Here is an 18878-nt window from a genome sequence, read left to right as displayed (position 1 = left end):
CACTTCCGTGCTCCTGTCGGTCGGTCAGACCGGGAGCACGGCTGTGAACTACGCCGGTGCCCCCGAATGGATCGACAGGACCGGCGGCGCGTTGGTGGTGATTGCAGACATGCAGGGTTGGGCGGACATCGGCTGCCCGCAGTCATCCTCGGCCGTCAGGGCAGACCCCGTGGGCCACGACACCTGATCCGAGAGCGCCTGCATGTCAGCCTCGATGGCGAGGGCGGAGAGGAAGGGTCCGCGGCTACGGGCCACCATGTAGTCGCTGAGGATCGACGTCCACTGCTCTCGAATCCGCAGAGGCTCCAGCCCGAGGGCGGCGTCCAGCGCGGCATCTAGGTCGTCGCAAGGCTCTCCCGCGGCCTCGCGCTCATCACGAACATCCATCATCCGCGAAAGCCTCTCGACATCACCCAGCACGAGCGCCGTGAGACGCTGCCTGTCGCTGGTGGCCATGTAGGCCGTCGGGGTCATGAGGGTCATGGTTGCCCGCCGCTGCCCATCCGTGCAAATCGTTGTCCACAGGCGCGGGGGAAGTCTGTTGCACAGGTGTGGCATGGACTGGGCCGCGCGCGGCAGGGTCTGTCCTCACTGTGGCATGTTTGTGGCACAAAAAAAGCCCCGGATCTGCGTTGCCGCAGGTCAGGGGCCTTTTCGTACTGGTGGGCGATACTGGGTTTGAACCAGTGACCTCTTCCGTGTCAAGGAAGCGCGCTACCACTGCGCCAATCGCCCCGGGTCCTGCTGGGTGGTGGGTCGTGCTGGGTGGTGCTGGGTTCGACTCAGAGTTCAAGTCGTCTGAGGTGGAGACGGGATTTGAACCCGTGTACGCGGCTTTGCAGGCCGCTGCCTCGCCTCTCGGCCACTCCACCGTGAAGGCGGTCAAACCCTCCGAGCGGATGACCGGGCTCGAACCGGCGACCTCAACCTTGGCAAGGTTGCGCTCTACCAACTGAGCTACATCCGCATACACGCGCTATTGGTGTTGAACGGGGTTTTTCACCCGCTGCGCGTGCGTGCAGACATTATCCGATCATCAGCGTCGTCTCCAAATTGGGTGTCGTCCGCGGCGTTTTCCGACCCACGAGGCATGGGGGTCAGCGGCTTTCGCGCCTCGTCCCGCAGTCCCTCGACCGAGGACGTCAGCTCCTCGCGCGCCCCGTCGACACGCAGCCGATCATCGCTGGCCGGCGCGTTGAGGGGCAGCGAGCCAGTCCTGCGCGCAGACACGCGGGCCTTCACCCACTTCACCATCTGTGCCCGCAGGGAAAGCCGATCCGCCACCGGCCACATCGTGCGGATCGCTGCGTTGAGGGCGGCACCGATGAGGACGGCGATGGCCAGCGCGTACAGGAAGATCAGCAGCACGATCGGGGCGGACAGCGGGCCGTAGATCGAAGTTCCACCGCTGACCGAGGCCGTGATCGTGCCGCGAAGGACGAAGGACGCAAGCACCCAGATCAGCAAGGTGAGTACTGCGCCGGGCACGTCCCTCAGCCACGGCGACCGACGCGGCGTGGAGATGTGGAACAGGGTCGCGATGCTTGCCACAGCGGCAATGGTCACCACGGGCCAGTAGAGGTACGCCAGGAACTCTGCCCCCGGCGGCAACAGATCCTTGAGCCACGTCGGGCCGATCACGACGAGCGGGACGACCACGATCCCGACGACCAGAGACAGGAAGTACAGGGTCAACGACAGCGCACGGGTCCGGACGATCCCCCGCTCGCCCGACTGTCCGTACATGATCGAGATCGTGTCGACGAAGACGTTGAGCGCTCGCGACCCCGACCAGATCGACAGCAGGAAGCCGAGCGAGATCAGGTCTCCGCGACCGTTCTGCAGCACGTCGTTCGCCGTGGGCAGGATGATCTGTTCGACGACGTTGGCGACCAGGAAGTCGGACGCGAAGTTCTGGATCCCCTTGATCAGCTGGTTGACGATGTCCTTGCCGAGCCACCCGCTGATGTAACCCACGCCACCGAACAGCCCCAGCACCAACGGCGGCAGAGACAGCAGCATGAAGAAGCCTGCCTCCGACGCCAGGCCGGTCACCCGGTACCGCAGGCACACCCGGATCGTCTCCACGGTCAGCTTGGCCGCGGGCATGGCGCCGGGCACGCGTAGCAGCGCGCGGCGTACCCGGGCCTTAGGTGTCACCCCGTCACGGTATCCCGGCATAGTGTGCCCTCGTGCCCACCCACGCCGTCACCAACCAGGTGCCCCCACTGCCCGACTACAACACGGTCACGTCCCAGCCGGCGCTGGACGAGGGGCTGAGGCGCTGGGCCGGCTCCGCGGCATACGACGAAGTCAGTGCGCTGGGGGCCCGTGCGGGCAGTGCCGAGGCGCGCGAATGGGCCGTCCAAGCCAACGAGAACGAGCCCGTGCTGCGCACCCACTCCCCCACCGGCGAGCGCATCGACGAGGTCGCCTTCCATCCAGCCTGGCACTCCCTGATGGACGTCGCCGTCGGCGCCGGGCTCACAGCCGAGCCGTGGACCCAGCCCGCCGGGAGCGGCGCCCACGTGCGGCGGGCAGCGGGCTTCGTCGCGTGGTCCGAGAACGAGCAGGGTCACCTGTGCCCCATCTCCATGACGTATGCCGCGGCGCCGGCCCTCGCGGCCAACGCACCTCTCGCGGCGCGTTGGCTGCCCCAGCTCGCCTCGCGCAGCTACGACTTCGGGCTGAGGCCCCTGGCCGACAAGCGCGGGGCGCTGGTCGGGATGGGCATGACCGAGAAGCAGGGCGGTTCGGACGTCCGTGCCAACACGACGCGTGCAGTCGCGACGCCGGACGGTCCGGTCGAGGGCGGCGAGACCTACCGGCTGACCGGCCACAAGTGGTTCTGCTCGGCCCCGATGAGTGATGCGTTCCTCGTCCTGGCGCAGACCGATGCCGGCGTCGGTTGCTTCCTCGTGCCGCGCGCGCTCGACGACGGCGCACGCAACCCCTTTGCGCTGCAACGACTCAAGGACAAGCTGGGCAACCGGTCCAACGCCTCTTCCGAGGTCGAGCTCGACGGCACATGGGGCGTGCGCGTCGGCGATGACGGTCGCGGGATCCGCACCATCCTCGACATGGTCGCGGCCACCAGGCTCGACTGCATCCTCGGTTCGGCGTCGACGATGCGAGCCGCCCTCGTGCGGGCGATCCACCACACCCGACACCGCTCCGCGTTCGGTGCCCTGCTCGTCGACCAGCCGCTCATGCAGAACGTCCTGGCCGACCTCGCCCTCGAGGTCGAAGCCGCCACCACCCTCGCGCTGCGTCTGGCGCACGCGGTCGACGAAGGCGACACCGCGCTGTCGCGACTCGGTGTGGCCGTCGGCAAGTACTGGGTCTGCAAGCGCACCTCACCGATGGTCGCGGAGGCGCTCGAGTGCCTGGGCGGCAACGGCTACGTCGAGGAGAACGGCCTCGCCCGGCTCTACAGGGAGGCACCGCTCAACTCGATCTGGGAGGGCTCGGGCAACGTCAACGCCCTCGACGTCCTGCGCGCAATCACCCGCGAGCCCCTGTCCGTCGAGGCGTTCCGCAAGGAGCTCGCCCTCGCCAACGGCCACAGCACCGTCCTCGACGAAGCCATCACCCGCGTCGACGACGTGATCGCGTATGCCGCGGAGCCCGGCGCGCAGGCGGGCGCCCGACACGCCGTGGAACGCCTCGCGGTGACCCTGCAGGCGTCCCTGCTGGCCCGCTACGCGCCGACCGTGGTCGCCGACGCGTTCGTTGCCAGCCGCCTCGGAGGGCAGCACGGCGCCACCTTCGGCACCCTCGACGCGGGTCTGTCGACCCAGCATGCCCGCACAATCATCGACCGCGCGTTCGCCGGCTGATGCGAGGCGGTCGCGCGCGCGGGCTCTTGATCGGCGCCGCCCTCGGCATGCTCGTCACGGGCGCACTGATCCTGCTCCCGGCGGCCCTCCAGGGCGACTTCTACGAGATTGGCGACGCGCTGCTCGTCATGGGTGTTCCGATCATCGTCCTCAGCGCCATCGTCGGCGCCGTCGTCGTGGCAAGTCCCCGCGGATCCGGGGCTGGCAGAGCGGCGCACACCTCCAAGGGTGCCCGGCAGGTCTGGATCGGGTGTCTGTGCGTGGGCGCCCTCCTCGCTGTCTGGCTCCTCCTGTGGGGCACTGGGGCGATCAGCACACCGGTGCTCTGGATCGGCTAGTCCTGGATCACGGAGAGGACGTTGCCTGCGGGGTCGGTGAACCAGGCGATGAGCGGGCCGCCCTTGCGGAAGATGCCCTTGGCGTCGGTCTCCATCGGGGTGCCCTCGTACCTCTCGAAGGCCACTCCCCGACCCGTTAGTTCGTCAACCGTCGCCTCGATATCGCTCACCGGGAAGTTCAGGATCGTGAAACCTGCCGGCTCGTGGTTCGGCTTCGGGTAGGCGATGGCGTGGTGTCCCCCGCCGAGCTGGATGCGCAGGATGCCGTTGGCCTCGCTCACCTCCAGCCCCAGAGTCTCGGCATAGAACCTGCGGGCGGCTTCGGTGTCCGGCACCGAGAAGCCGCTGAACGCCTGGGAGTCCTTGAGCATGGCTGATTCCTTCCGTTGACGACCCAGTGTCGGCTACCGGTACCGACCCAGACGGCCCGGCAAACTCATCGGTCGGACGGTCGGGCTCAGGACTTCGCCAGTCGCTGCTTCTCGGCCTCGACGTCGAAGTCGGCGGCCGGCCACTGGGGGTCCATCGCCTCCAGGTGCTCGAGCACCAGGTTCTGGACAGCCAGCCGGGCGTACCACTTGCGGTCGGCGGGAACGACGTACCACGGGGCTGCCTCGGTCGAGGTCTTCTCGAGCACCGCCTGGTACGCCTCTTGGTACTGCGGCCACCGCAGGCGCTCGTCGACGTCCCCGGGGTTGTACTTCCAGTGCTTGTCCTCGCGCTCGAGCCGCTCGGTGAGGCGGGCCTTCTGCTCGTCCACCGAGATGTTCAGCATCACCTTGACGATCGTCGTGCCGTCAGCGACGGCCTTGGCCTCGAAGTCGTTGATCTGGGCGTAGCGCCGCGACCACGTCGCCCGCGGCACGAGCTCGTGGACGCGGACGATGAGCACGTCCTCGTACTGCGACCTGTCGAAGACACCGACCTGACCGGGGCCAGGCAGGGCGTTGCGGATGCGCCAGAGGAAGGGGTGCTTGCGCTCCTCGGCGGTGGGCGCCTTGAAGGCGGTGTACTTGACGCCCTGCGGGTCCATCTGCCCGACGACGTGACGCATGATGCCCCCCTTGCCGGAGGTGTCCATGCCCTGCACCACCAACAGGAGAGAGCGCTTCACGTCACCCTTGGACTCGGCATAGAGCCGCTCCTGGAGCTGGCTGATCTCCCCTGCGCGTGCCGCGAGGGCTTCCTCGCCCGCTGCCTTGTCACCGTCGAAGCCCGGGGTGGAGCGTGGGTCGCACTCGGCGAGGATGAAACCATCCGTGACCCTCAACGCGTCGGCGAAGGCCGTCGGCTCGGGGACACCCTTGTCGGATGCCGCCGTGGCGTCCAGGCCTGCGACCTTGGACTTCGGCCCCCCCTTGGACTTCTTGTCGCCCTTGGACTTCTTGCTGGCCTTTGCGTCGTTCTTCCCCTTGCCCATTGACGCATCCTGTCATCGCGGGGCACGGCGCGCGAGGGATTCCAGCCGAGCAAGTGCCCGTGCGTCAGCCGGCACCCCCGCCGTCGCCCGGCCCCCACTGTCCCGGAGGCCCACCCAGACCCGACCCGGACCGCGGGTCGTCCGGGCGATAGCTCGGGTCGCCGGTCGAGCCGCGCCGCCTGAGGACGAGGAAGAGCGCAGCGATCACCGCGACAACGACCAGAAGCCAGATCCACCACATGGTCGCTCCCTCCATGCCGCACCCAGCGGCGGCCACTTCCGATGTCCTCAGCCCGAGTGTCCTCATGTCGAGGATGGCTGTCCACAGCCCAGCAGATGGGGCAGTTGCTCAGTCGGCGTGGCGCGCGAGGGAAGTGAGTCGCGAGATCGCGCGAAAGTACTTCTTGCGGTAGCCGCCCGCCAGCATCTCCTGGGAGAACAGGTCGCCCAGCGGCAGCCCGCCGGCGAACACAGGGATGTCGGCGTCGTAGAGCCGGTCCGCGAGGACGACCAGCCGCAGGGCGACGGCCTGGTCCGTCACGGGGCGCACGTGGGTCCACCCGACGGCGGTGACCCCGTCGAGCATCGCGCGATAGCGGCTCGGGTGCACGGTGGCGAGGTGACGCGTCACGTCGACGAAGTGGTCGAGCACCCCACCGTCGACATCCACGCCGGCGCGCACCTCGTCCTCTGAGGAGGGCGGGGGGCTGTCGACGCTGTCGCGGTGCCGGTAGTCGGGGCCGTTCACGGTCAGGACCTCGAACCGTGCCGACAGCGCCTGGATCTCGCGCAGGAAGTCCTCGGCCGCGAACCGCCCTGCCCCCAGCGCGTCGGGCAGGGTGTTCGACGTGGCGGCCAGCGAGACCCCTGCTGTGGCCAGCCGCCCGAGCAGCGTCGCCATCAACACGGTGTCGCCCGGGTCGTCGAGCTCGAACTCGTCGATGCAGACCAGCTCGTGACCGCTGAGCGCCTCCACGGTGGGTTGGAAGCCCAGCGCTCCGACGAGATTCGTGTACTCGACGAAGGTGCCAAAGGCCTTGGCCCCGGTGGCTTCGTGCCACAAGGACGCCAGCAGGTGGGTCTTGCCGACTCCGAAGCCGCCGTCGAGATAGACCCCGCGGCCGTCCCCTGCGGCGGCCTTTCGCCGCGCGAACCATCGGCCACTCGCGCGGTGGCCCAGCGACGCGGCATACCGCTCGAGTCGCTCCACGGCGGCCGCCTGCGAGGGTTCGGACGGATCTGGCCGGTAGGTCGTGAACCGCTCGGTGTCGAAACGGGGAGGGGGCACGAGCTCCCGCACCAACCGCGCACGGTCCAGCCGAGGAGAGCGGTCGAGAAGGGAGCCGGGCACGATGTCGAGCCTAGTGAACGAAGATCGAGGGAAATGCAAGACTGTGCGCATGCGCCTGCTGCTTGACTCCTCCGGCACCCATGCCCCCGGTGACCTCGTCGACGCCGCCGACCTCGCGGACCTGTACGCCCCGCCCGCCCGTCGCTGGCTGCGCGCCAACTTCGTGGCGACCCTGGACGGCGCGGCCAATGGTCCCGACCAGAAGTCGGGCAGCATCAACACCGAGGCCGACCATGTGGTCTTCGACCTGCTGCGCCGGATGACGGACGTCGTCGTGGTCGGGGCCGGCACGGTCAGGGCCGAGGGTTACCCCTCGCTGAAGGCCGAGAACGCAGCGGCACCGACGCTCGTGGTCGTCAGCCACTCAGGACAGCTGCCTGTGAGCGTGGCCGACGGACCTCCCGGATCCGTCCTGCTCGTCACCCGCAGCGGAGCCGACGCACGCGCCCTGGACGCCTCGCGTGAGCTGATCGGTGAGGAGTTCGTCCTCATGTCCGGCACCGACTCGGTGAACTTGGTGCGGATGAGAAACATGTTGGAGGACAAGGGCTTCCGACAGATCCTGTGTGAGGGCGGCCCCACCCTGCTCGCCAGCCTGTTGAAGGCCGGGGTCGTCGACGAGCTCGACCTCACCTGGTCGCCCGTCATCGTCGGCGGCCAGCATCCGGCGATCGTCAACGGACCGGAGCTGAACGTCCCCGCCTCCCCCGCGGTCCTGCTCGAGGAGGACGGCAGCATCCTGGGACGCTGGTTCGTCAACCGCTGACCGACAGGTCCGCGCAGCACCGGGCGCCGATGGCTCAGGTGGCCACGAACTCCGCGACCGACCGCTCCCAGCGTGCGGGGTCGACGTTCCACTCCTTGGTGTGCCGCGCGGTGTCCCACAGCTCCATCGTCACCAGGTCTGGCCGCGCCTGCGCCAACGCCTGGGACGGGCCCACGGGGACGAACTCGTCGTCGACCGAGTGGATGAGCAGGATCGGGTGCGCCAGCTCGCCCGCACGTGCCACCCAGTTGGTCTTGGCCACGTCCACCGGGTCGTGCACGCCGACGAGTCGGCGCGCCGAGCGGCGACCCATCAGGGCCCGGCCGAGACCGCCGATCGGGGCCGGGATGCCGTTGGCCCGCGCGTGGTGGGCCAGCACGTCACCCCAGTCGATGACCGGCGCGTCGAGCACCACGTGGGTGACGTGGTCGGCCAGCCAGGAGCGGCTGAGGGTCTGTAGGACGATGGCGCCTCCCATCGACCACCCGACGAGCAGCAGCTCCCGCGCCCCACGCTGCACCGCGTGCAGGCCGGCGTCCTCGATGTCGCGCCACTCCGAGAGGCCCAGGTTGTAGCGCCCGTCCGGTCCGCTGCGGGCTCCGAGGTCGTTGCGGTAGCTGGGGATGATCACGTTGATCCCGTTGTCGTGCAACGGCTTCACCGCCCTCAGCCCCTCATGGCGCCTGGCCCCACGGCCGTGGACGAGGATTGCCCACCGGTGCGACGTCGTGGCGGCCGGCACCACCCAGGCGGGCATGGTGCCCAGCTCGGTGAGCACGTCGACGTACTCGGTGCGCAGTCCCAGTGAGCGGTCCGGGGGGCTGGCGAAGTAGTACTGGTTCCACCGGCCGAACCCGCCGGTGAGGTGCCCGAAGTCGACCCCCAGCAGCTCTCGACGCACGCGGCCCGAACCCTGGTCGAGCTCCAGGACGTCGCCGACGCGCGCGTGGCCGCTCTCGCCGTCCAGCCAGAGGCCGTACCGCCCGGGCGAGACTGTCTCCGGGCTCACCCCCAAGGTCACCGAGTCGTCCGTGACCGCAAGGATCTGGGTGTCATCCGGTCGCTGGCGGTCCGGGGTGAGGACCCGGCGTGCGAAGTAGGTCGCGGCGCCCATGGTGGTCAGGGCACCTGCGGTCAGCACCGACCCTGCGGTCACTGCTCCCGCGATGGCCGCCTTGCGGCCGGCAGACATCGGGGTCGAGGTCGCCCCGGTGGCCACTACCTCTCCCCCAGCACGTCGGCGAGGTCGAAGCTGACCGGCTCCTCGAGCTGGTCGTAGGTGCACGACTGCGGGGTTCGGTCCTCGCGCCACCGGACGAACTGGGCTGTGTGGCGGAACCGGGCGCCCTCCATGTGGTCGTACCTCACCTCGACCACGCGGTCGGGCCGAAGCGGCGTGAACGACAGGTCCTTGCCCGCGTTCCAGCGCGACGTCGCCCCGCCCGTCGGGGTGCGGTTGCCCATCTCCTCCTTGGCCCAGGACCACGGGTGGTCGTCGAAGTCGGTGACCAGCGGCTGCAGCTCGTCGAACAGCTCCTTGCGTCGCGCCATCGGGAACGCCCCGATCACGCCCACGCTCATCAGGGACCCCTCGTCGTTGTACAGGCCCAGCAGCAGTGAACCGATCAGGTCGTCGCCGCTCTTGTGGGTGCGATAGCCCGCAACCACGCAGTCAGCGGTCCGCTCGTGCTTGATCTTCAGCATCAGCCGCTTGTCGGGCACGTAGCCGATGTCGAGGGGCTTGGCGATGACGCCGTCGAGCCCGGCCCCCTCGAACTGCTCGAACCACTCCTGCGCAACACTCGGGTCGTCGGTGGCCCGCGTGAGGTGGATCGGCGGCTGCGCCGCTGCGAGGGCCTCCTCGAGCCGGACACGGCGCTCCGAGAACGGGTGTCCGGTGAGGTCGTCCTCGCCGATCGCGAGCAGGTCGAACGCGACGAAGCTGGCGGGGGTCTCGGCGGCGAGCTTCTTCACCCGGCTGGCGGCGGGGTGGATCCGCTGCTGCAGGGCGTCGAAGTCGAGCCGGTCGCCGGTCGCGCCGATGAGGACGATCTCGCCGTCCACGACGCACTTCTCGGGGAAGTTGGCCAGCACGGCCTCGACCACCTCGGGGAAGTAGCGAGTCATCGGCTTCTCGTTGCGGCTGCCGATCTCCACCTGGTCGCCCGACCGGAAGATGATCGAGCGGAATCCGTCCCACTTGGGCTCGAACAGGTAGTCGCCCGTGGGGATCCCCTTGACCGGCTTGGCCAGCATCGGGGCGACGGGCGGCACGACCGGACCCCACACGGAGCGCAGGTCCGCATCGCGTTCGGCCTTGGGGGGCATGTAGTCCTCGTCGGACTTGTCCTTGCGGCGCTTGCTCGGCTGCACCCTGGGTGGCTCTCCCGGCATCTTGGGGTAGTCCGGCGGGAAGTTCAGCTCGCCGAGGCCACGCTCGCTGATGTCCTTGTCCCACAACGCAATTGCCGAGGAGACGTCACCGACAGCATCGTCCATCCCCGCCCATGCGTCACCATCCGCGGCGACGATCCCCGGCACTGTCAGCACGGTGAAGTCGCCGGGACTGACGCCGGGCAGCGTGTCCCAGCTGACCGGCATACTCACCGGCGCTCCGGGGAGCGGGCGCGGGCTGTAGGCCGAAGCGATGGTGCGGTCGCGACACGCCTGGTTGAAGTCGACGAAGACGCGCTCGCCGCGCTCCTCCTTCCACCACGAGGTCGTCACGAGGTCGGGCAGGCGGCGCTCGAGCTCGCGCGCGATCCCGATCACCCCGTGCCGCACGTCGAGGAACTCGTGGGTCGGCGCGACCCGGACGAAGACGTGGACACCTCGGTTGCCGGAGGTCTTGGCCCAGCCGGTCAGCCCGAGCTCGGTGAGCAGCTCGCGGAGCACGAGGGCGGCTTCGACGGAGTCCTTGAAGTCGCGGCCCGGCTGCGGGTCGAGGTCGATCCGCAGCTCGTCGGGGTTGTCGACGTTGCTTGTGCGCACCGGCCAGGGGTGGAACGTCACCGTGTTCATCTGCATCGCCCACACCACGGCTGCCGGCTCGTCGACGACCACCTGGAGGTGCTTGCGACCCGAGGGGTAGGTGCACATGACGGGGTCGATGAAGTCGGGCATGCCCTTGGGCGGGTTCTTGGTCCAGAACTCCTCGCCCGTGATGCCCTCGGGGAACCGCTGCAGGGTCACCGGGCGGTTGCCCAGTGCGCGCATGAAGCCGTCAGAGACGTCGACGGCGTACTGCGCGAGGTCGAGCTTGGTGATCCCGTCGTCGGGCCAGATCAGGCGCTCGGGGCTCGAAATCCGAACACGTCGCGATCCCTCAGGTCCCCCGGGGACTTCCAGCTCGGTTGCTTTGGCCGCCATGGCGCGAGCCTATCTGGGGAGCCCGTCAGCGGACCGTAAGGATCTGCGGGACCAGAATGGGCCTTGATTGCGTTGTGATGGACGTGAAGCTGTTTGGACGAAGTGGGATCACCGGGCGAAGGAGCCGAAACGTGAGCATGGACCAGACCGACCGCACCTATGCCGTCACCAAGACGGACGAGCAGTGGCGTGAGGAGCTGAGCCCGGCGGAGTACCAGGTGCTCCGTCAGGCAGGCACCGAGCGGCCGTTCGTCGGGGAGTACACCGACACCAAGGACGAGGGCGTCTATGCCTGCCGAGCCTGTGGTGCCGAGCTGTTCACCTCCGACACCAAGTTCGACAGCCACTGCGGGTGGCCGTCGTTCTACTCACCCCTCGCCGGCGACTCGGTCGAGTACCTCGAGGACTATGACATGGGCATGAAGCGCGTCGAGGTCAGGTGCGCCAACTGTGGCAGCCACCTCGGCCACGTCTTCGAGGGCGAGGGCTACGGCACCCCCACGGACCAGCGCTACTGCATCAACTCGCTCTCCATGACCCTGCGCCCCAAGCCCGACGCCACCTGATCGACCCCACTGCCCCGCCTTTATCGGGTCATGGGACAAAGGTTGGCTTCACCCCGGAACGGTTTCGGGGTGAAGCCGACCTTTGTCGGGCGCGGCTGGCTTGAGCCCAGCGCTGGATGGGTATGCCGCGTGGCTGAGGACACCGAGCGCCCGCAGCCGCGCGATGAGCGGTCCAAGGCGCTCGAGATCCGACCAGACGACGCGGACGACCCGGTATCCCAGCCGCCTCAGCTCGTCCTCTCGGCGTTTCTCAGCGATGAGCGCCTCCGAGCCACCGTCGCGATACTTCACGAGGCCGTCGAACTCGATCACGACGTTGGTGCCCTTGACGAGGAAGTCGACCCTCGCCACGACTCTGCCTCGCTCGTCGCGGATGGCGACCTGCGCCTCGACCTCGATCCCCACCGCGGCGAGGCCGACGCGAAGGCGCGACTCCCCCACCGACTCGGACTTCGGGTCGACGAAGGCCAGCATGGTCCTGACCCGGCTCGACCGCGGCCAGCCGTGCACGCGCGCGGCGACGGCCTCGAGCTCGTCGCGCGAGATCATGCCCTCGTGAAGCGCCGCGTCGGCCGCCACCACTCCGGGGGTGGCGCCGTGCTCGAGGCAGTGCTGGACCACGGCCACCGGAGTGGAAACCACACCACCGGGCGCTTCCAGCCCAGCGAACGGCGGCCGGATCACGAGGTCTCGCGTCAACACCTCACGGTGGATCGGTCGCTCGAGGTGCGCACGCTGCAGGGAGGCACCCCAGACGGGGAGCCCGAGTGCCACCAGCGCCGTGTGCCCAGAGAGCGCGCCGTCCGGATAGAGCAGCTGCGCGCCGCGGCCGAGCAGGCGATGCCTTTCCGCCGAAGCCGTCGGGCCGTCGGGCGGCGCGCCCACGGCATACACACCGCGCGTCAGGCGCACCACGCCGCCGTCGCGAACCAGTGCCGCCAGCGACTCGCGGCTGTGGCCGAGCAATCTCGCCTGACGGGTGATGAACACGCCGGCCTGCGAGTTGGCGATGTCGAGAAGCGCAGGGTCCATGGCCCGAGGATGTCCGCCGTCGAGGCGCTCCATCGACCCACGGACGTGGACCTGTGGAGGGCTGGGTGCGGACAGGTCGCTTGTGGATGGCCGTCGCCACACCCGGGCAAGGACGGCATGACCCGAGAACGGTTTCGGGGTGCAGCCGACCCAAGTCCCTAGACCCGATAAAGGTGGGGCGGGGTCAGCGCAGGGAGGCGAGGAGCTCGTCGACCTGGACGCGGCGACCGGTGTGGAACGGCAGCTCCTCGCGGACGTGCATGCGGGCCCGCGAGGCGCGCAGCTCACGCATCAGGTCGACGATGCGGTGCAGCTCGTCGGCCTCGAAGGCCAGCACCCACTCGTAGTCGTTCAGCGCGAACGAGGCGATCGTGTTGGCCCGCACGTCGGGGTAGTCACGTGCCTGCTGCCCGTGCTCGCGCAGCATGTCGCGGCGCTCGGCGTCCGGCAGCAGGTACCACTCGTAGGACCGGACGAACGGGTAGACGCAGATGAAGTCCTTGGGCGGCTCGTCGCCGAGGAACGCCGGGATGTGGCTCTTGTTGAACTCCGCCGGTCGGTGCAGCGCTGCCGCCGACCAGGTCGGCTCGAGCAGGTGGCCCAGCTCGGTGCGCAGCAGGGAGCGGTAGGCCCGCTGTACGTCCTCGATCCGTTCGGCGTGCCACCAGACCATGAAGTCGGCGTCGGCGCGCAGCCCCCCGATGTCGTAGACGCCGCGGGTCACCACACCCTCTGCCTCGAGCTGCGCGAAGAGGTCCTCGACCTCCTTGGCCATCACGTCCCGGTTGTCGCCCAAGGGCCCGGTGACGGAGAACACCGACCACATGGCATAACGGATCGAGTCGTTGATCTCGCGGATCCGGGCAGCGTTCGGGTTGGAGGGGTGCGGCTCGCTCATGCCCCTATCCTCCCGCGCCGATCGTTCGCGTCCGCAGGTGGGTGGTCACCGCCAGTGCCGCCGACCGCCCAGTCGCGATGCACGCCGGGATCCCCACACCTTCGTATGCCGCGCCGGCGAGGGCCAGCCCCGGCGCGGCCGCCGCTGCGGCCCGGATGCGGGCCACCCGGTCGAGGTGCCCGACGGTGTACTGCGGCAGCGCACCGCCCCAGCGTTGGACGTGGGTGTCGACGATCCGGGGCAGCTGGTGGCCGAGGGCCTCGCTGACCTCGGCGACGGCGATCGCCACGAGCTCCTCGTCCGGGCGCTGCAGGTCGGTCGTCTCGCCGAACCGCCCCACAGAGGCTCGCAGGAAGGAAAGGTCCCCGGCAGCCTCGGCGGTCCATCGCCACTTGGTCGAGGAGAAGGTGCTGGCCTTGATGGTCCTGCCCTCGACCGCCGGCACGAGGAAACCGGAGCCGGGAAGCGGCACGGTGCCGGGGCCCTCGGCCCCGACGGCCAGGGTGATGATCGCCATCGAGGCGTACTCGACCTCACGCAGCGCCCGGGACGCGTCGGGCAGGTGTCGAGCCAGGAGCCGGCTCGCAGGGGCGGCGGGGACGGCGAGAACCACCGCTTCCGCGACCAGCCGTTCGGGCCGCGGGTGCGGTCCGACCACCACCGACCAGCCGCCACCCGCGGTGTCCGGCTCCCGGTGCAGCTCACGGACGATGGTGCTGCTGCGAATCGTCACGCCGCGAGCCCGCAGCGACTCGGTCAGCGACTCGGCGAGCCGGCCCACCCCACCCACCAGCCCGGCGAAGACCGGCGCGGCCAGCTGGTCGGTCTGGCCCGCCTGGCCCGCGCGGTCGGCCCGGCCCGCCCGGCCCGCCTCACCGGCCTGGCCCGCAGCTGCTGTCTGCGTGAGGGACTCGCCTCGCCGGGCCGCCGCGAACACGGAAGGCAGGCAGGCGCGCAGCGACAACGACCGAGCCTGCCCGGCATACACGCCCCCGAGGAGCGGCTCGACGAGACGGTCGACGACCGCGTCGCCCAAGCGGGCCGCGACGTAGTCGCCCACCGAAACGTCCTCGAAATCGCCTCTGTCCCATGGTGTTTCGCCCTCGGCTCGAGCGACCTCGTCAGGGGACAGGACGCCGAGCGCGGAGGCGGCCGGCGAAGGGATCCCCATCAGCGTGCCCTTGGGCATGGGGTGAAGGTCACCTCGCGACCAGATGGACGCCGACGTCGTGTCGGGGTGGACGACCTCGCCATCGAGGCCCAGCTCGGACATCAGGTCCAGCGCCTCGGGTCGTCTGGCCAGCATCGACTCGGCCCCCACGTCCAGCGCCACCCCTGCCACGGGTTCGCGTCGGAGCTTGCCGCCGGGTCGGTCTGCCGCGTCGAGGATCGTGATGGTCGCGTCAGGAACCGCACGCGTCAGCTCCCAAGCGCAGGCAAGTCCAGCGATACCTCCCCCGACGATGAGGATTCGTGATCCGACCATGCCCACACCCTTTCAAGATCGTGACTGTTTCGACACCACCGGGTGGGAACGTCGAGCCCACGACGCGAGTCGCACCGGTATTCCGCACCGCCCGATACGACCAGCTCGACTCGACCAGGGGGTCGCCATGTTCAGCGTTCGTCCGCACCGCAGCATCGCCGTCGTCGGCGCAGCTCTCCTCGCAACGCTCGCCCTCGCTGCCTGCGGCGGCGGCGGCTCCGACACCTCCAGCGCCGCCTCGGTGGCCGGAGGCAGCTCCAACGAGTCGTCCGGCCGGGCCGTGGCCCCGTCCGCCGGCGACAGTTCCGCGTCGGGAGGTGACTCGGCCAAGCCGGGATCAGGCACCGCTCCCAAGGGAGTCACGGCAGCCAACCTCGCGGCCAACCAGGACTCCCTCGCCCGTCGCGCGACCATCGCGCTCCAAGTCAAGAACATCGGCCAGGCAGTGGCGAAGGTGCGGGCCACCACGGCGACCGCCGAGGGCATCGTCCTGTCGGAGAACATCGGGACGGCGAACAGCGACGCCCCCCTCACGGACTCCGCGAAGGTGACCGCCACGACGTACGCCGAGATCACCCTCTCGGTGCCCTCCGCAGAGCTCGACCGGGTCATCGCCGAGCTCGGGTCGGTCGGCACGGTGATCCGCTCGACGAGCTCGAGCGAGAACGTCGGCGGACAGATCGTCGACACCGCCTCACGGCTGGAGACGATGCGGGTCAGCGTCGAGCGGGTCCGGGCCTTCCTCAAGGACGCCAAGGACCTCAACCAGATCGTCGCCATGGAGGCCGAGCTGACCCGGCGCCAGTCCGACCTCGAGTCCCTCGAGGCGCAGCTCGCCTCCCTCAAGGGGAGCGTCGCGCGCTCCCCCATCCAGATCAGCCTGACCACAGAGCCGAACGCGATCGTGGAGGAGCCCGACCAGGCCGGCTTCCTCGTCGGGCTCAAGGGTGGCTGGGACGCCTTCACCGGGTCCGCGACCGTGCTGCTCACGGTCGTCGGAGCGATGTTGCCGTTCCTCGTCCTGCTCGGCCTCCTGGGACTGCCGGTGTGGTGGTACGTGCGACGCCGTCGTCCGGTGACGCCGCCCCCCGCCGTCCTGCCGCAGTAGCCCCCACTACGGCAGGGGCGAGGTCGGTCGGCGACTCAGCGCTGGCCGACCTCGTGCACCAGCTCGACCACACGGGTCAGCACATCGGGATCGGTGTCGGGCAGCACGCCGTGGCCCAGGTTGAAGATGTGACCGGGTGCGGCCCGTCCCTCCTCCACGATCGAACGGACCTTGGCCTCCAGCGCCTCCCAGGGCGCGAAGAGGAGGGCGGGGTCGAGGTTGCCCTGCACTGCGTACGAACCGTCGAGACGGGCGAGGGCATCGGTGAGGGACACGCGGTAGTCGACGCCGACCACGTCGGCGCCCACGGCGCCCATGGCCGGCAGCAGCTCACCGGTGCCGACCCCGAAGTGGATCTTCGGGATGCCGCGTGCCGACACGGCTTCCAGCGCCGCGGTCGAGTGCGGGGCGACGAAGCGCTCGTAGTCGGCTCGTGGGAGGGCCCCCACCCACGAGTCGAAGAGCTGGACCGCGGAGGCCCCTGCGGCGGCCTGCACGTCGAGGAAGGTGCCCGAGATCTGGGCCAGGCGGGCGCACAGGTCGTGCCACAGCTGCGGGTCGCCGTACATCAGTGCCTTGGTGTGTTCGTGGTTCTTGCTCGGGCCGCCTTCGACCAGGTAGCTCGCCAGCGTGAACGGTGCGCCCGCGAAGCCGATGAGGGGCGTGTCACCCAGCTCCGCGGTCAGGAGCCGGACGGCTTCGGTGATGTAGGGGACGTGGTCGGGCGTCAGCTCGGGCAGGCGGTCGAGGTCGCCGCGGGTGCGGATCGGCTTGGCGACGACCGGCCCGACGCCGGGGACGATGTCGAGGTCGACGCCGACGGCAGCCAGGGGCACGACGATGTCGGAGAAGAAGATCGCGGCGTCGACGCCGTGGCGGCGCACCGGCTGGAGGGTGATCTCGGTGACCAGGTCGGGGCGACGGCACGACTCGAGCATCCCGACGCCTTCACGGACCTTGCGGTACTCCGGCAGCGAGCGCCCTGCCTGACGCATGAACCAGACAGGCGTGTGGCTCACCGGCTGACGGCGGGCAGCACGGACCAGGGCGGAGTCGTGGGGGGAGGTCACCGGGTGATTCTAGGTCGCTCAGAGGGCGATGATCGCCGCGCCCGCCAGGGACAGCACCGCGCCCACCTGCTGGATCCTGCGCAGCCGCTCCCGCAGCAGGACGCGTGCCAGCACGATCGTCACGACGGGGTAGAGCGAGGCGAGCACGCTCGCCACGCTCACCTGTCCGCGCGAAGATGCGATCCCGAACAGGAGGTTGGCGCCCATGTCACCGCAGCCGATGGCCAGCAGGGCAGGCAGCTCGCGGGCCTGCACCCCTCCCCTGGACCGCAACGCCAGTGCCAGCGTGAGGAACACGACGAAGGACACCCCGCGCATCCCCCACAGGGTCATGAGGGTCGATGTCCGGGCGCCGCGGTCGATGCAGAACAGGGCGAACCCGAACCCGACCGCCGCCACCCCAGCCAGCACCACCGGCCTCGGAGAGACCCCGCCACTCAGCTCGGGCCCCGACGCCAGGGTCACGCCGACGATGGCGACCACGATCCCCACCCAGGTCCAGGAGGACGGCTCGTCGCCGGTGGCCACGCCGAGGAGCACGGGAACGGCCACCCCCAGGGCTGCGATCGGGGCGACGACGCCGATCGTGCCACTCGCCAGGGCGGTGTAGAAGCAGAGCAGTCCCGCCACCCCGGAGACGGCGGCACCGACCGACCACAGGGGCCAACCCGTCCACGTGAGGCTGTCCCAGCGGAGGGCGACGGCAACGCACAGGACGAGGAACGCCAGTGACTGCGTCCACCCCACGACGGCGACGGCGGGGCGGCGCCGCGAGTACAGCCCGGCGAAGAAGTCCGCGGTCCCCCAGCTGGCGCTGGACGCCAGCGCGAGCAGCGAGAGCATGGCCGCACGCTACCGGTGGCGCGACACGACGCGGACGGCAACCTCCCTGTGATATCCGAGATCGCGGCATACCCTCTGATGGTGGGCAGCCGAACGGTCCCTGGCGACCAATCCCCCGAGTTCACGCAGGCGCTCAGTGACCTGCGCGGAGCGCGCTTGCGCCCCGAGGTCCGCCTCACCGAGGTGCCCGCTCCCCAGCGCATCGCGCCGTATGCCGTGGCCCTCACCGCCGAGGTGGTGGGCGCCGCCAACGACGAGGACGAGTTGGCGTCGGGACGCTTCGTGCTGCTGCACGACCCGTCGGTCCCGGACCCGTGGGACGGGGCCTGGCGTGCGGTGACGTTCGCCCGGGCCGAGCTCGAGCCCGAGCTGGCCAACGACCCGATGCTGGGTGCGGTCGGGTGGTCCTGGCTGACCGACGCCCTGGCCCATCACCACCTGGGCTACACCGCAGAGGCCGGCACGGTCACGAGAGTGGTCTCGGAGAGCTTCGCCGGTCTGTCCGACCGGCCCGCCAGCGTCGAGATGGAGGTCCGCGCTTCGTGGACCCCCGTGGCCGGCAACGTCGGCGCCCACCTCGTCGCGTGGTCCGACCTGTTGTGCACCATCGCGGGTCTGCCGCCCCTGCCGGAGGGCGTCATCGCCCTGCCTGGACCACGCCGTTAACAGTGGAGTGCTGACTTCCGGGACGTGTTCCGTGGCATCGGCCGGGTAGGTTGATCCGGTGACCGACACCGAGGCCGAGCAGACTACGGCCGACCAGGCCGAGGCCGGGCGGACGGAGGCCGGGCA

19 protein-coding genes and 3 tRNA genes are annotated in these 18878 nt (G+C 69.7%); 6 read left to right on the top strand and 16 right to left on the bottom strand.

The window, feature by feature from the left end; translation table 11 throughout:
* Positions 1-48: 48 nt before the first annotated feature.
* The 5 genes from AC1DS4_RS13595 to AC1DS4_RS13575 all read right to left on the bottom strand — a co-directional run bounded on the left by AC1DS4_RS13595 (position 49) and on the right by AC1DS4_RS13575 (position 2160).
* Positions 49-474 (bottom strand): hypothetical protein, encoded by a 426-nt coding sequence (locus AC1DS4_RS13595; RefSeq protein WP_477632262.1) that lies wholly within the window; start codon positions 472-474, stop codon positions 49-51.
* A 186-nt stretch (positions 475-660) separates the two neighbouring features.
* Positions 661-735, bottom strand: a tRNA-Val gene (locus AC1DS4_RS13590).
* 66 nt (positions 736-801) lie between these two features.
* Positions 802-872 (bottom strand) — tRNA-Cys (locus tag AC1DS4_RS13585).
* Between the two features lie 22 nt (positions 873-894).
* Positions 895-967 (bottom strand) — tRNA-Gly (locus AC1DS4_RS13580).
* Positions 968-999: 32 nt separating this feature from the next.
* Positions 1000-2160, bottom strand: a complete 1161-nt coding sequence (locus tag AC1DS4_RS13575; protein ID WP_477613117.1) for a YihY/virulence factor BrkB family protein — start codon at positions 2158-2160, stop codon at positions 1000-1002.
* Between the two features lie 32 nt (positions 2161-2192).
* On the opposite strand from AC1DS4_RS13575, the gene AC1DS4_RS13570 reads away from it, so the two are divergent.
* Both AC1DS4_RS13570 and AC1DS4_RS13565 read left to right on the top strand, forming a co-directional pair.
* Positions 2193-3839 carry an acyl-CoA dehydrogenase family protein gene (locus AC1DS4_RS13570; RefSeq protein ID WP_477613118.1) on the top strand — a complete coding sequence of 549 codons (1647 nt, stop codon included), beginning with the start codon at positions 2193-2195 and terminating at the stop codon, positions 3837-3839.
* Entirely contained in the window at positions 3839-4177 is a 339-nt protein-coding gene (locus AC1DS4_RS13565; RefSeq protein WP_477613119.1) for a hypothetical protein, read from the top strand. The genes AC1DS4_RS13570 and AC1DS4_RS13565 overlap by 1 nt, the downstream gene beginning before the upstream one ends.
* Here AC1DS4_RS13565 and AC1DS4_RS13560 read toward each other — a convergent pair.
* The 4 genes from AC1DS4_RS13560 to zapE form a co-directional block, all read right to left on the bottom strand.
* Positions 4174-4548 carry a VOC family protein gene (locus tag AC1DS4_RS13560; RefSeq protein WP_477613120.1) on the bottom strand — a complete coding sequence of 125 codons (375 nt, stop codon included), beginning with the start codon at positions 4546-4548 and terminating at the stop codon, positions 4174-4176. The genes AC1DS4_RS13565 and AC1DS4_RS13560 overlap by 4 nt on opposite strands.
* 86 nt (positions 4549-4634) lie before the next feature.
* Positions 4635-5597: a polyphosphate kinase 2 family protein gene (locus AC1DS4_RS13555; protein ID WP_477613121.1), complete on the bottom strand. Its 963-nt coding sequence runs from the start codon at positions 5595-5597 to the stop codon at positions 4635-4637.
* Positions 5598-5661: 64 nt separating this feature from the next.
* Positions 5662-5853, bottom strand: a complete 192-nt coding sequence (locus AC1DS4_RS13550; protein WP_477613122.1) for a hypothetical protein — start codon at positions 5851-5853, stop codon at positions 5662-5664.
* A gap of 93 nt (positions 5854-5946) precedes the next feature.
* A complete protein-coding gene (gene zapE, locus AC1DS4_RS13545) occupies positions 5947-6948 on the bottom strand; it encodes a cell division protein ZapE (protein WP_477623669.1) in 1002 nt (333 codons plus the stop codon).
* Between the two features lie 49 nt (positions 6949-6997).
* Here zapE and AC1DS4_RS13540 point away from each other — a divergent pair, with 49 nt between their 5' ends.
* The gene (locus AC1DS4_RS13540) at positions 6998-7714 is read left to right on the top strand and encodes a dihydrofolate reductase family protein (protein ID WP_477623668.1); all 717 of its coding nucleotides are present in this window, start codon (positions 6998-7000) and stop codon (positions 7712-7714) included.
* A gap of 34 nt (positions 7715-7748) precedes the next feature.
* Here the strand turns inward: AC1DS4_RS13540 and AC1DS4_RS13535 are convergent, their stop codons facing one another.
* Together AC1DS4_RS13535 and AC1DS4_RS13530 are read right to left on the bottom strand one after the other, a co-directional pair.
* On the bottom strand, positions 7749-8933 hold the full coding sequence (locus AC1DS4_RS13535; protein ID WP_477632263.1) for an alpha/beta hydrolase family protein: 1185 nt from the start codon (positions 8931-8933) through the stop codon (positions 7749-7751).
* A complete protein-coding gene (locus tag AC1DS4_RS13530; protein ID WP_477632264.1) occupies positions 8933-11083 on the bottom strand; it encodes an ATP-dependent DNA ligase in 2151 nt (716 codons plus the stop codon). The genes AC1DS4_RS13535 and AC1DS4_RS13530 overlap by 1 nt, the downstream gene beginning before the upstream one ends.
* Before the next feature lie 137 nt (positions 11084-11220).
* On the opposite strand from AC1DS4_RS13530, the gene msrB reads away from it, so the two are divergent.
* Positions 11221-11649, top strand: a complete 429-nt coding sequence (msrB, locus tag AC1DS4_RS13525; RefSeq protein ID WP_477632297.1) for a peptide-methionine (R)-S-oxide reductase MsrB — start codon at positions 11221-11223, stop codon at positions 11647-11649.
* Between the two features lie 48 nt (positions 11650-11697).
* On the opposite strand, the gene AC1DS4_RS13520 is transcribed toward msrB, so the two are convergent.
* The 3 genes from AC1DS4_RS13520 to hemG form a co-directional block, all read right to left on the bottom strand.
* On the bottom strand, positions 11698-12681 hold the full coding sequence (locus AC1DS4_RS13520) for a type IV toxin-antitoxin system AbiEi family antitoxin domain-containing protein (protein ID WP_477632265.1): 984 nt from the start codon (positions 12679-12681) through the stop codon (positions 11698-11700).
* A 184-nt stretch (positions 12682-12865) separates the two neighbouring features.
* Positions 12866-13579 carry a hydrogen peroxide-dependent heme synthase gene (hemQ, locus tag AC1DS4_RS13515; protein ID WP_477613128.1) on the bottom strand — a complete coding sequence of 238 codons (714 nt, stop codon included), beginning with the start codon at positions 13577-13579 and terminating at the stop codon, positions 12866-12868.
* A 4-nt stretch (positions 13580-13583) separates the two neighbouring features.
* On the bottom strand, positions 13584-15065 hold the full coding sequence (gene hemG, locus AC1DS4_RS13510; protein WP_477613129.1) for a protoporphyrinogen oxidase: 1482 nt from the start codon (positions 15063-15065) through the stop codon (positions 13584-13586).
* Positions 15066-15192: 127 nt separating this feature from the next.
* Between hemG and AC1DS4_RS13505 the strand changes: the two genes are divergently transcribed.
* Positions 15193-16173, top strand: coding sequence for a DUF4349 domain-containing protein (locus AC1DS4_RS13505; protein ID WP_477613130.1), 981 nt, complete (start codon positions 15193-15195; stop codon positions 16171-16173).
* A gap of 35 nt (positions 16174-16208) precedes the next feature.
* On the opposite strand, the gene hemE is transcribed toward AC1DS4_RS13505, so the two are convergent.
* Together hemE and AC1DS4_RS13495 are read right to left on the bottom strand one after the other, a co-directional pair.
* Positions 16209-17243: a uroporphyrinogen decarboxylase gene (gene hemE / locus AC1DS4_RS13500; RefSeq protein ID WP_477613131.1), complete on the bottom strand. Its 1035-nt coding sequence runs from the start codon at positions 17241-17243 to the stop codon at positions 16209-16211.
* Between the two features lie 18 nt (positions 17244-17261).
* Complete coding sequence (locus AC1DS4_RS13495) at positions 17262-18086, bottom strand: EamA family transporter (RefSeq protein ID WP_477613132.1); 825 nt, start codon at positions 18084-18086, stop codon at positions 17262-17264.
* A 78-nt stretch (positions 18087-18164) separates the two neighbouring features.
* On the opposite strand from AC1DS4_RS13495, the gene AC1DS4_RS13490 reads away from it, so the two are divergent.
* Positions 18165-18752: a DUF3000 domain-containing protein gene (locus AC1DS4_RS13490; protein WP_477613133.1), complete on the top strand. Its 588-nt coding sequence runs from the start codon at positions 18165-18167 to the stop codon at positions 18750-18752.
* Positions 18753-18878: the final 126 nt, after the last annotated feature.

It is taken from the genome of Pedococcus sp. P3_C7 (assembly GCF_056402615.1).
The sequence above is the reverse complement of the archived record's forward strand: the minus strand, read 5'-3'. Positions and strand labels throughout refer to the sequence as shown.

Coding starts and splice junctions, on each gene's coding strand:
- AC1DS4_RS13595 (WP_477632262.1), bottom strand. CDS start 474: ATGACCCCGACGGCCTACATGGCCACCAGCGACAGGCAGCGTCTCACG.
- AC1DS4_RS13565 (WP_477613119.1), top strand. CDS start 3,839: ATGCGAGGCGGTCGCGCGCGCGGGCTCTTGATCGGCGCCGCCCTCGGC.
- AC1DS4_RS13560 (WP_477613120.1), bottom strand. CDS start 4,548: ATGCTCAAGGACTCCCAGGCGTTCAGCGGCTTCTCGGTGCCGGACACC.
- AC1DS4_RS13555 (WP_477613121.1), bottom strand. CDS start 5,597: ATGGGCAAGGGGAAGAACGACGCAAAGGCCAGCAAGAAGTCCAAGGGC.
- AC1DS4_RS13550 (WP_477613122.1), bottom strand. CDS start 5,853: ATGGAGGGAGCGACCATGTGGTGGATCTGGCTTCTGGTCGTTGTCGCG.
- AC1DS4_RS13540 (WP_477623668.1), top strand. CDS start 6,998: ATGCGCCTGCTGCTTGACTCCTCCGGCACCCATGCCCCCGGTGACCTC.
- AC1DS4_RS13530 (WP_477632264.1), bottom strand. CDS start 11,083: ATGGCGGCCAAAGCAACCGAGCTGGAAGTCCCCGGGGGACCTGAGGGA.
- msrB (WP_477632297.1), top strand. CDS start 11,221: ATGGACCAGACCGACCGCACCTATGCCGTCACCAAGACGGACGAGCAG.
- AC1DS4_RS13520 (WP_477632265.1), bottom strand. CDS start 12,681: ATGGACCCTGCGCTTCTCGACATCGCCAACTCGCAGGCCGGCGTGTTC.
- hemQ (WP_477613128.1), bottom strand. CDS start 13,579: ATGAGCGAGCCGCACCCCTCCAACCCGAACGCTGCCCGGATCCGCGAG.
- hemG (WP_477613129.1), bottom strand. CDS start 15,065: ATGGTCGGATCACGAATCCTCATCGTCGGGGGAGGTATCGCTGGACTT.
- AC1DS4_RS13505 (WP_477613130.1), top strand. CDS start 15,193: ATGTTCAGCGTTCGTCCGCACCGCAGCATCGCCGTCGTCGGCGCAGCT.
- AC1DS4_RS13495 (WP_477613132.1), bottom strand. CDS start 18,086: ATGCTCTCGCTGCTCGCGCTGGCGTCCAGCGCCAGCTGGGGGACCGCG.
- AC1DS4_RS13490 (WP_477613133.1), top strand. CDS start 18,165: ATGGTGGGCAGCCGAACGGTCCCTGGCGACCAATCCCCCGAGTTCACG.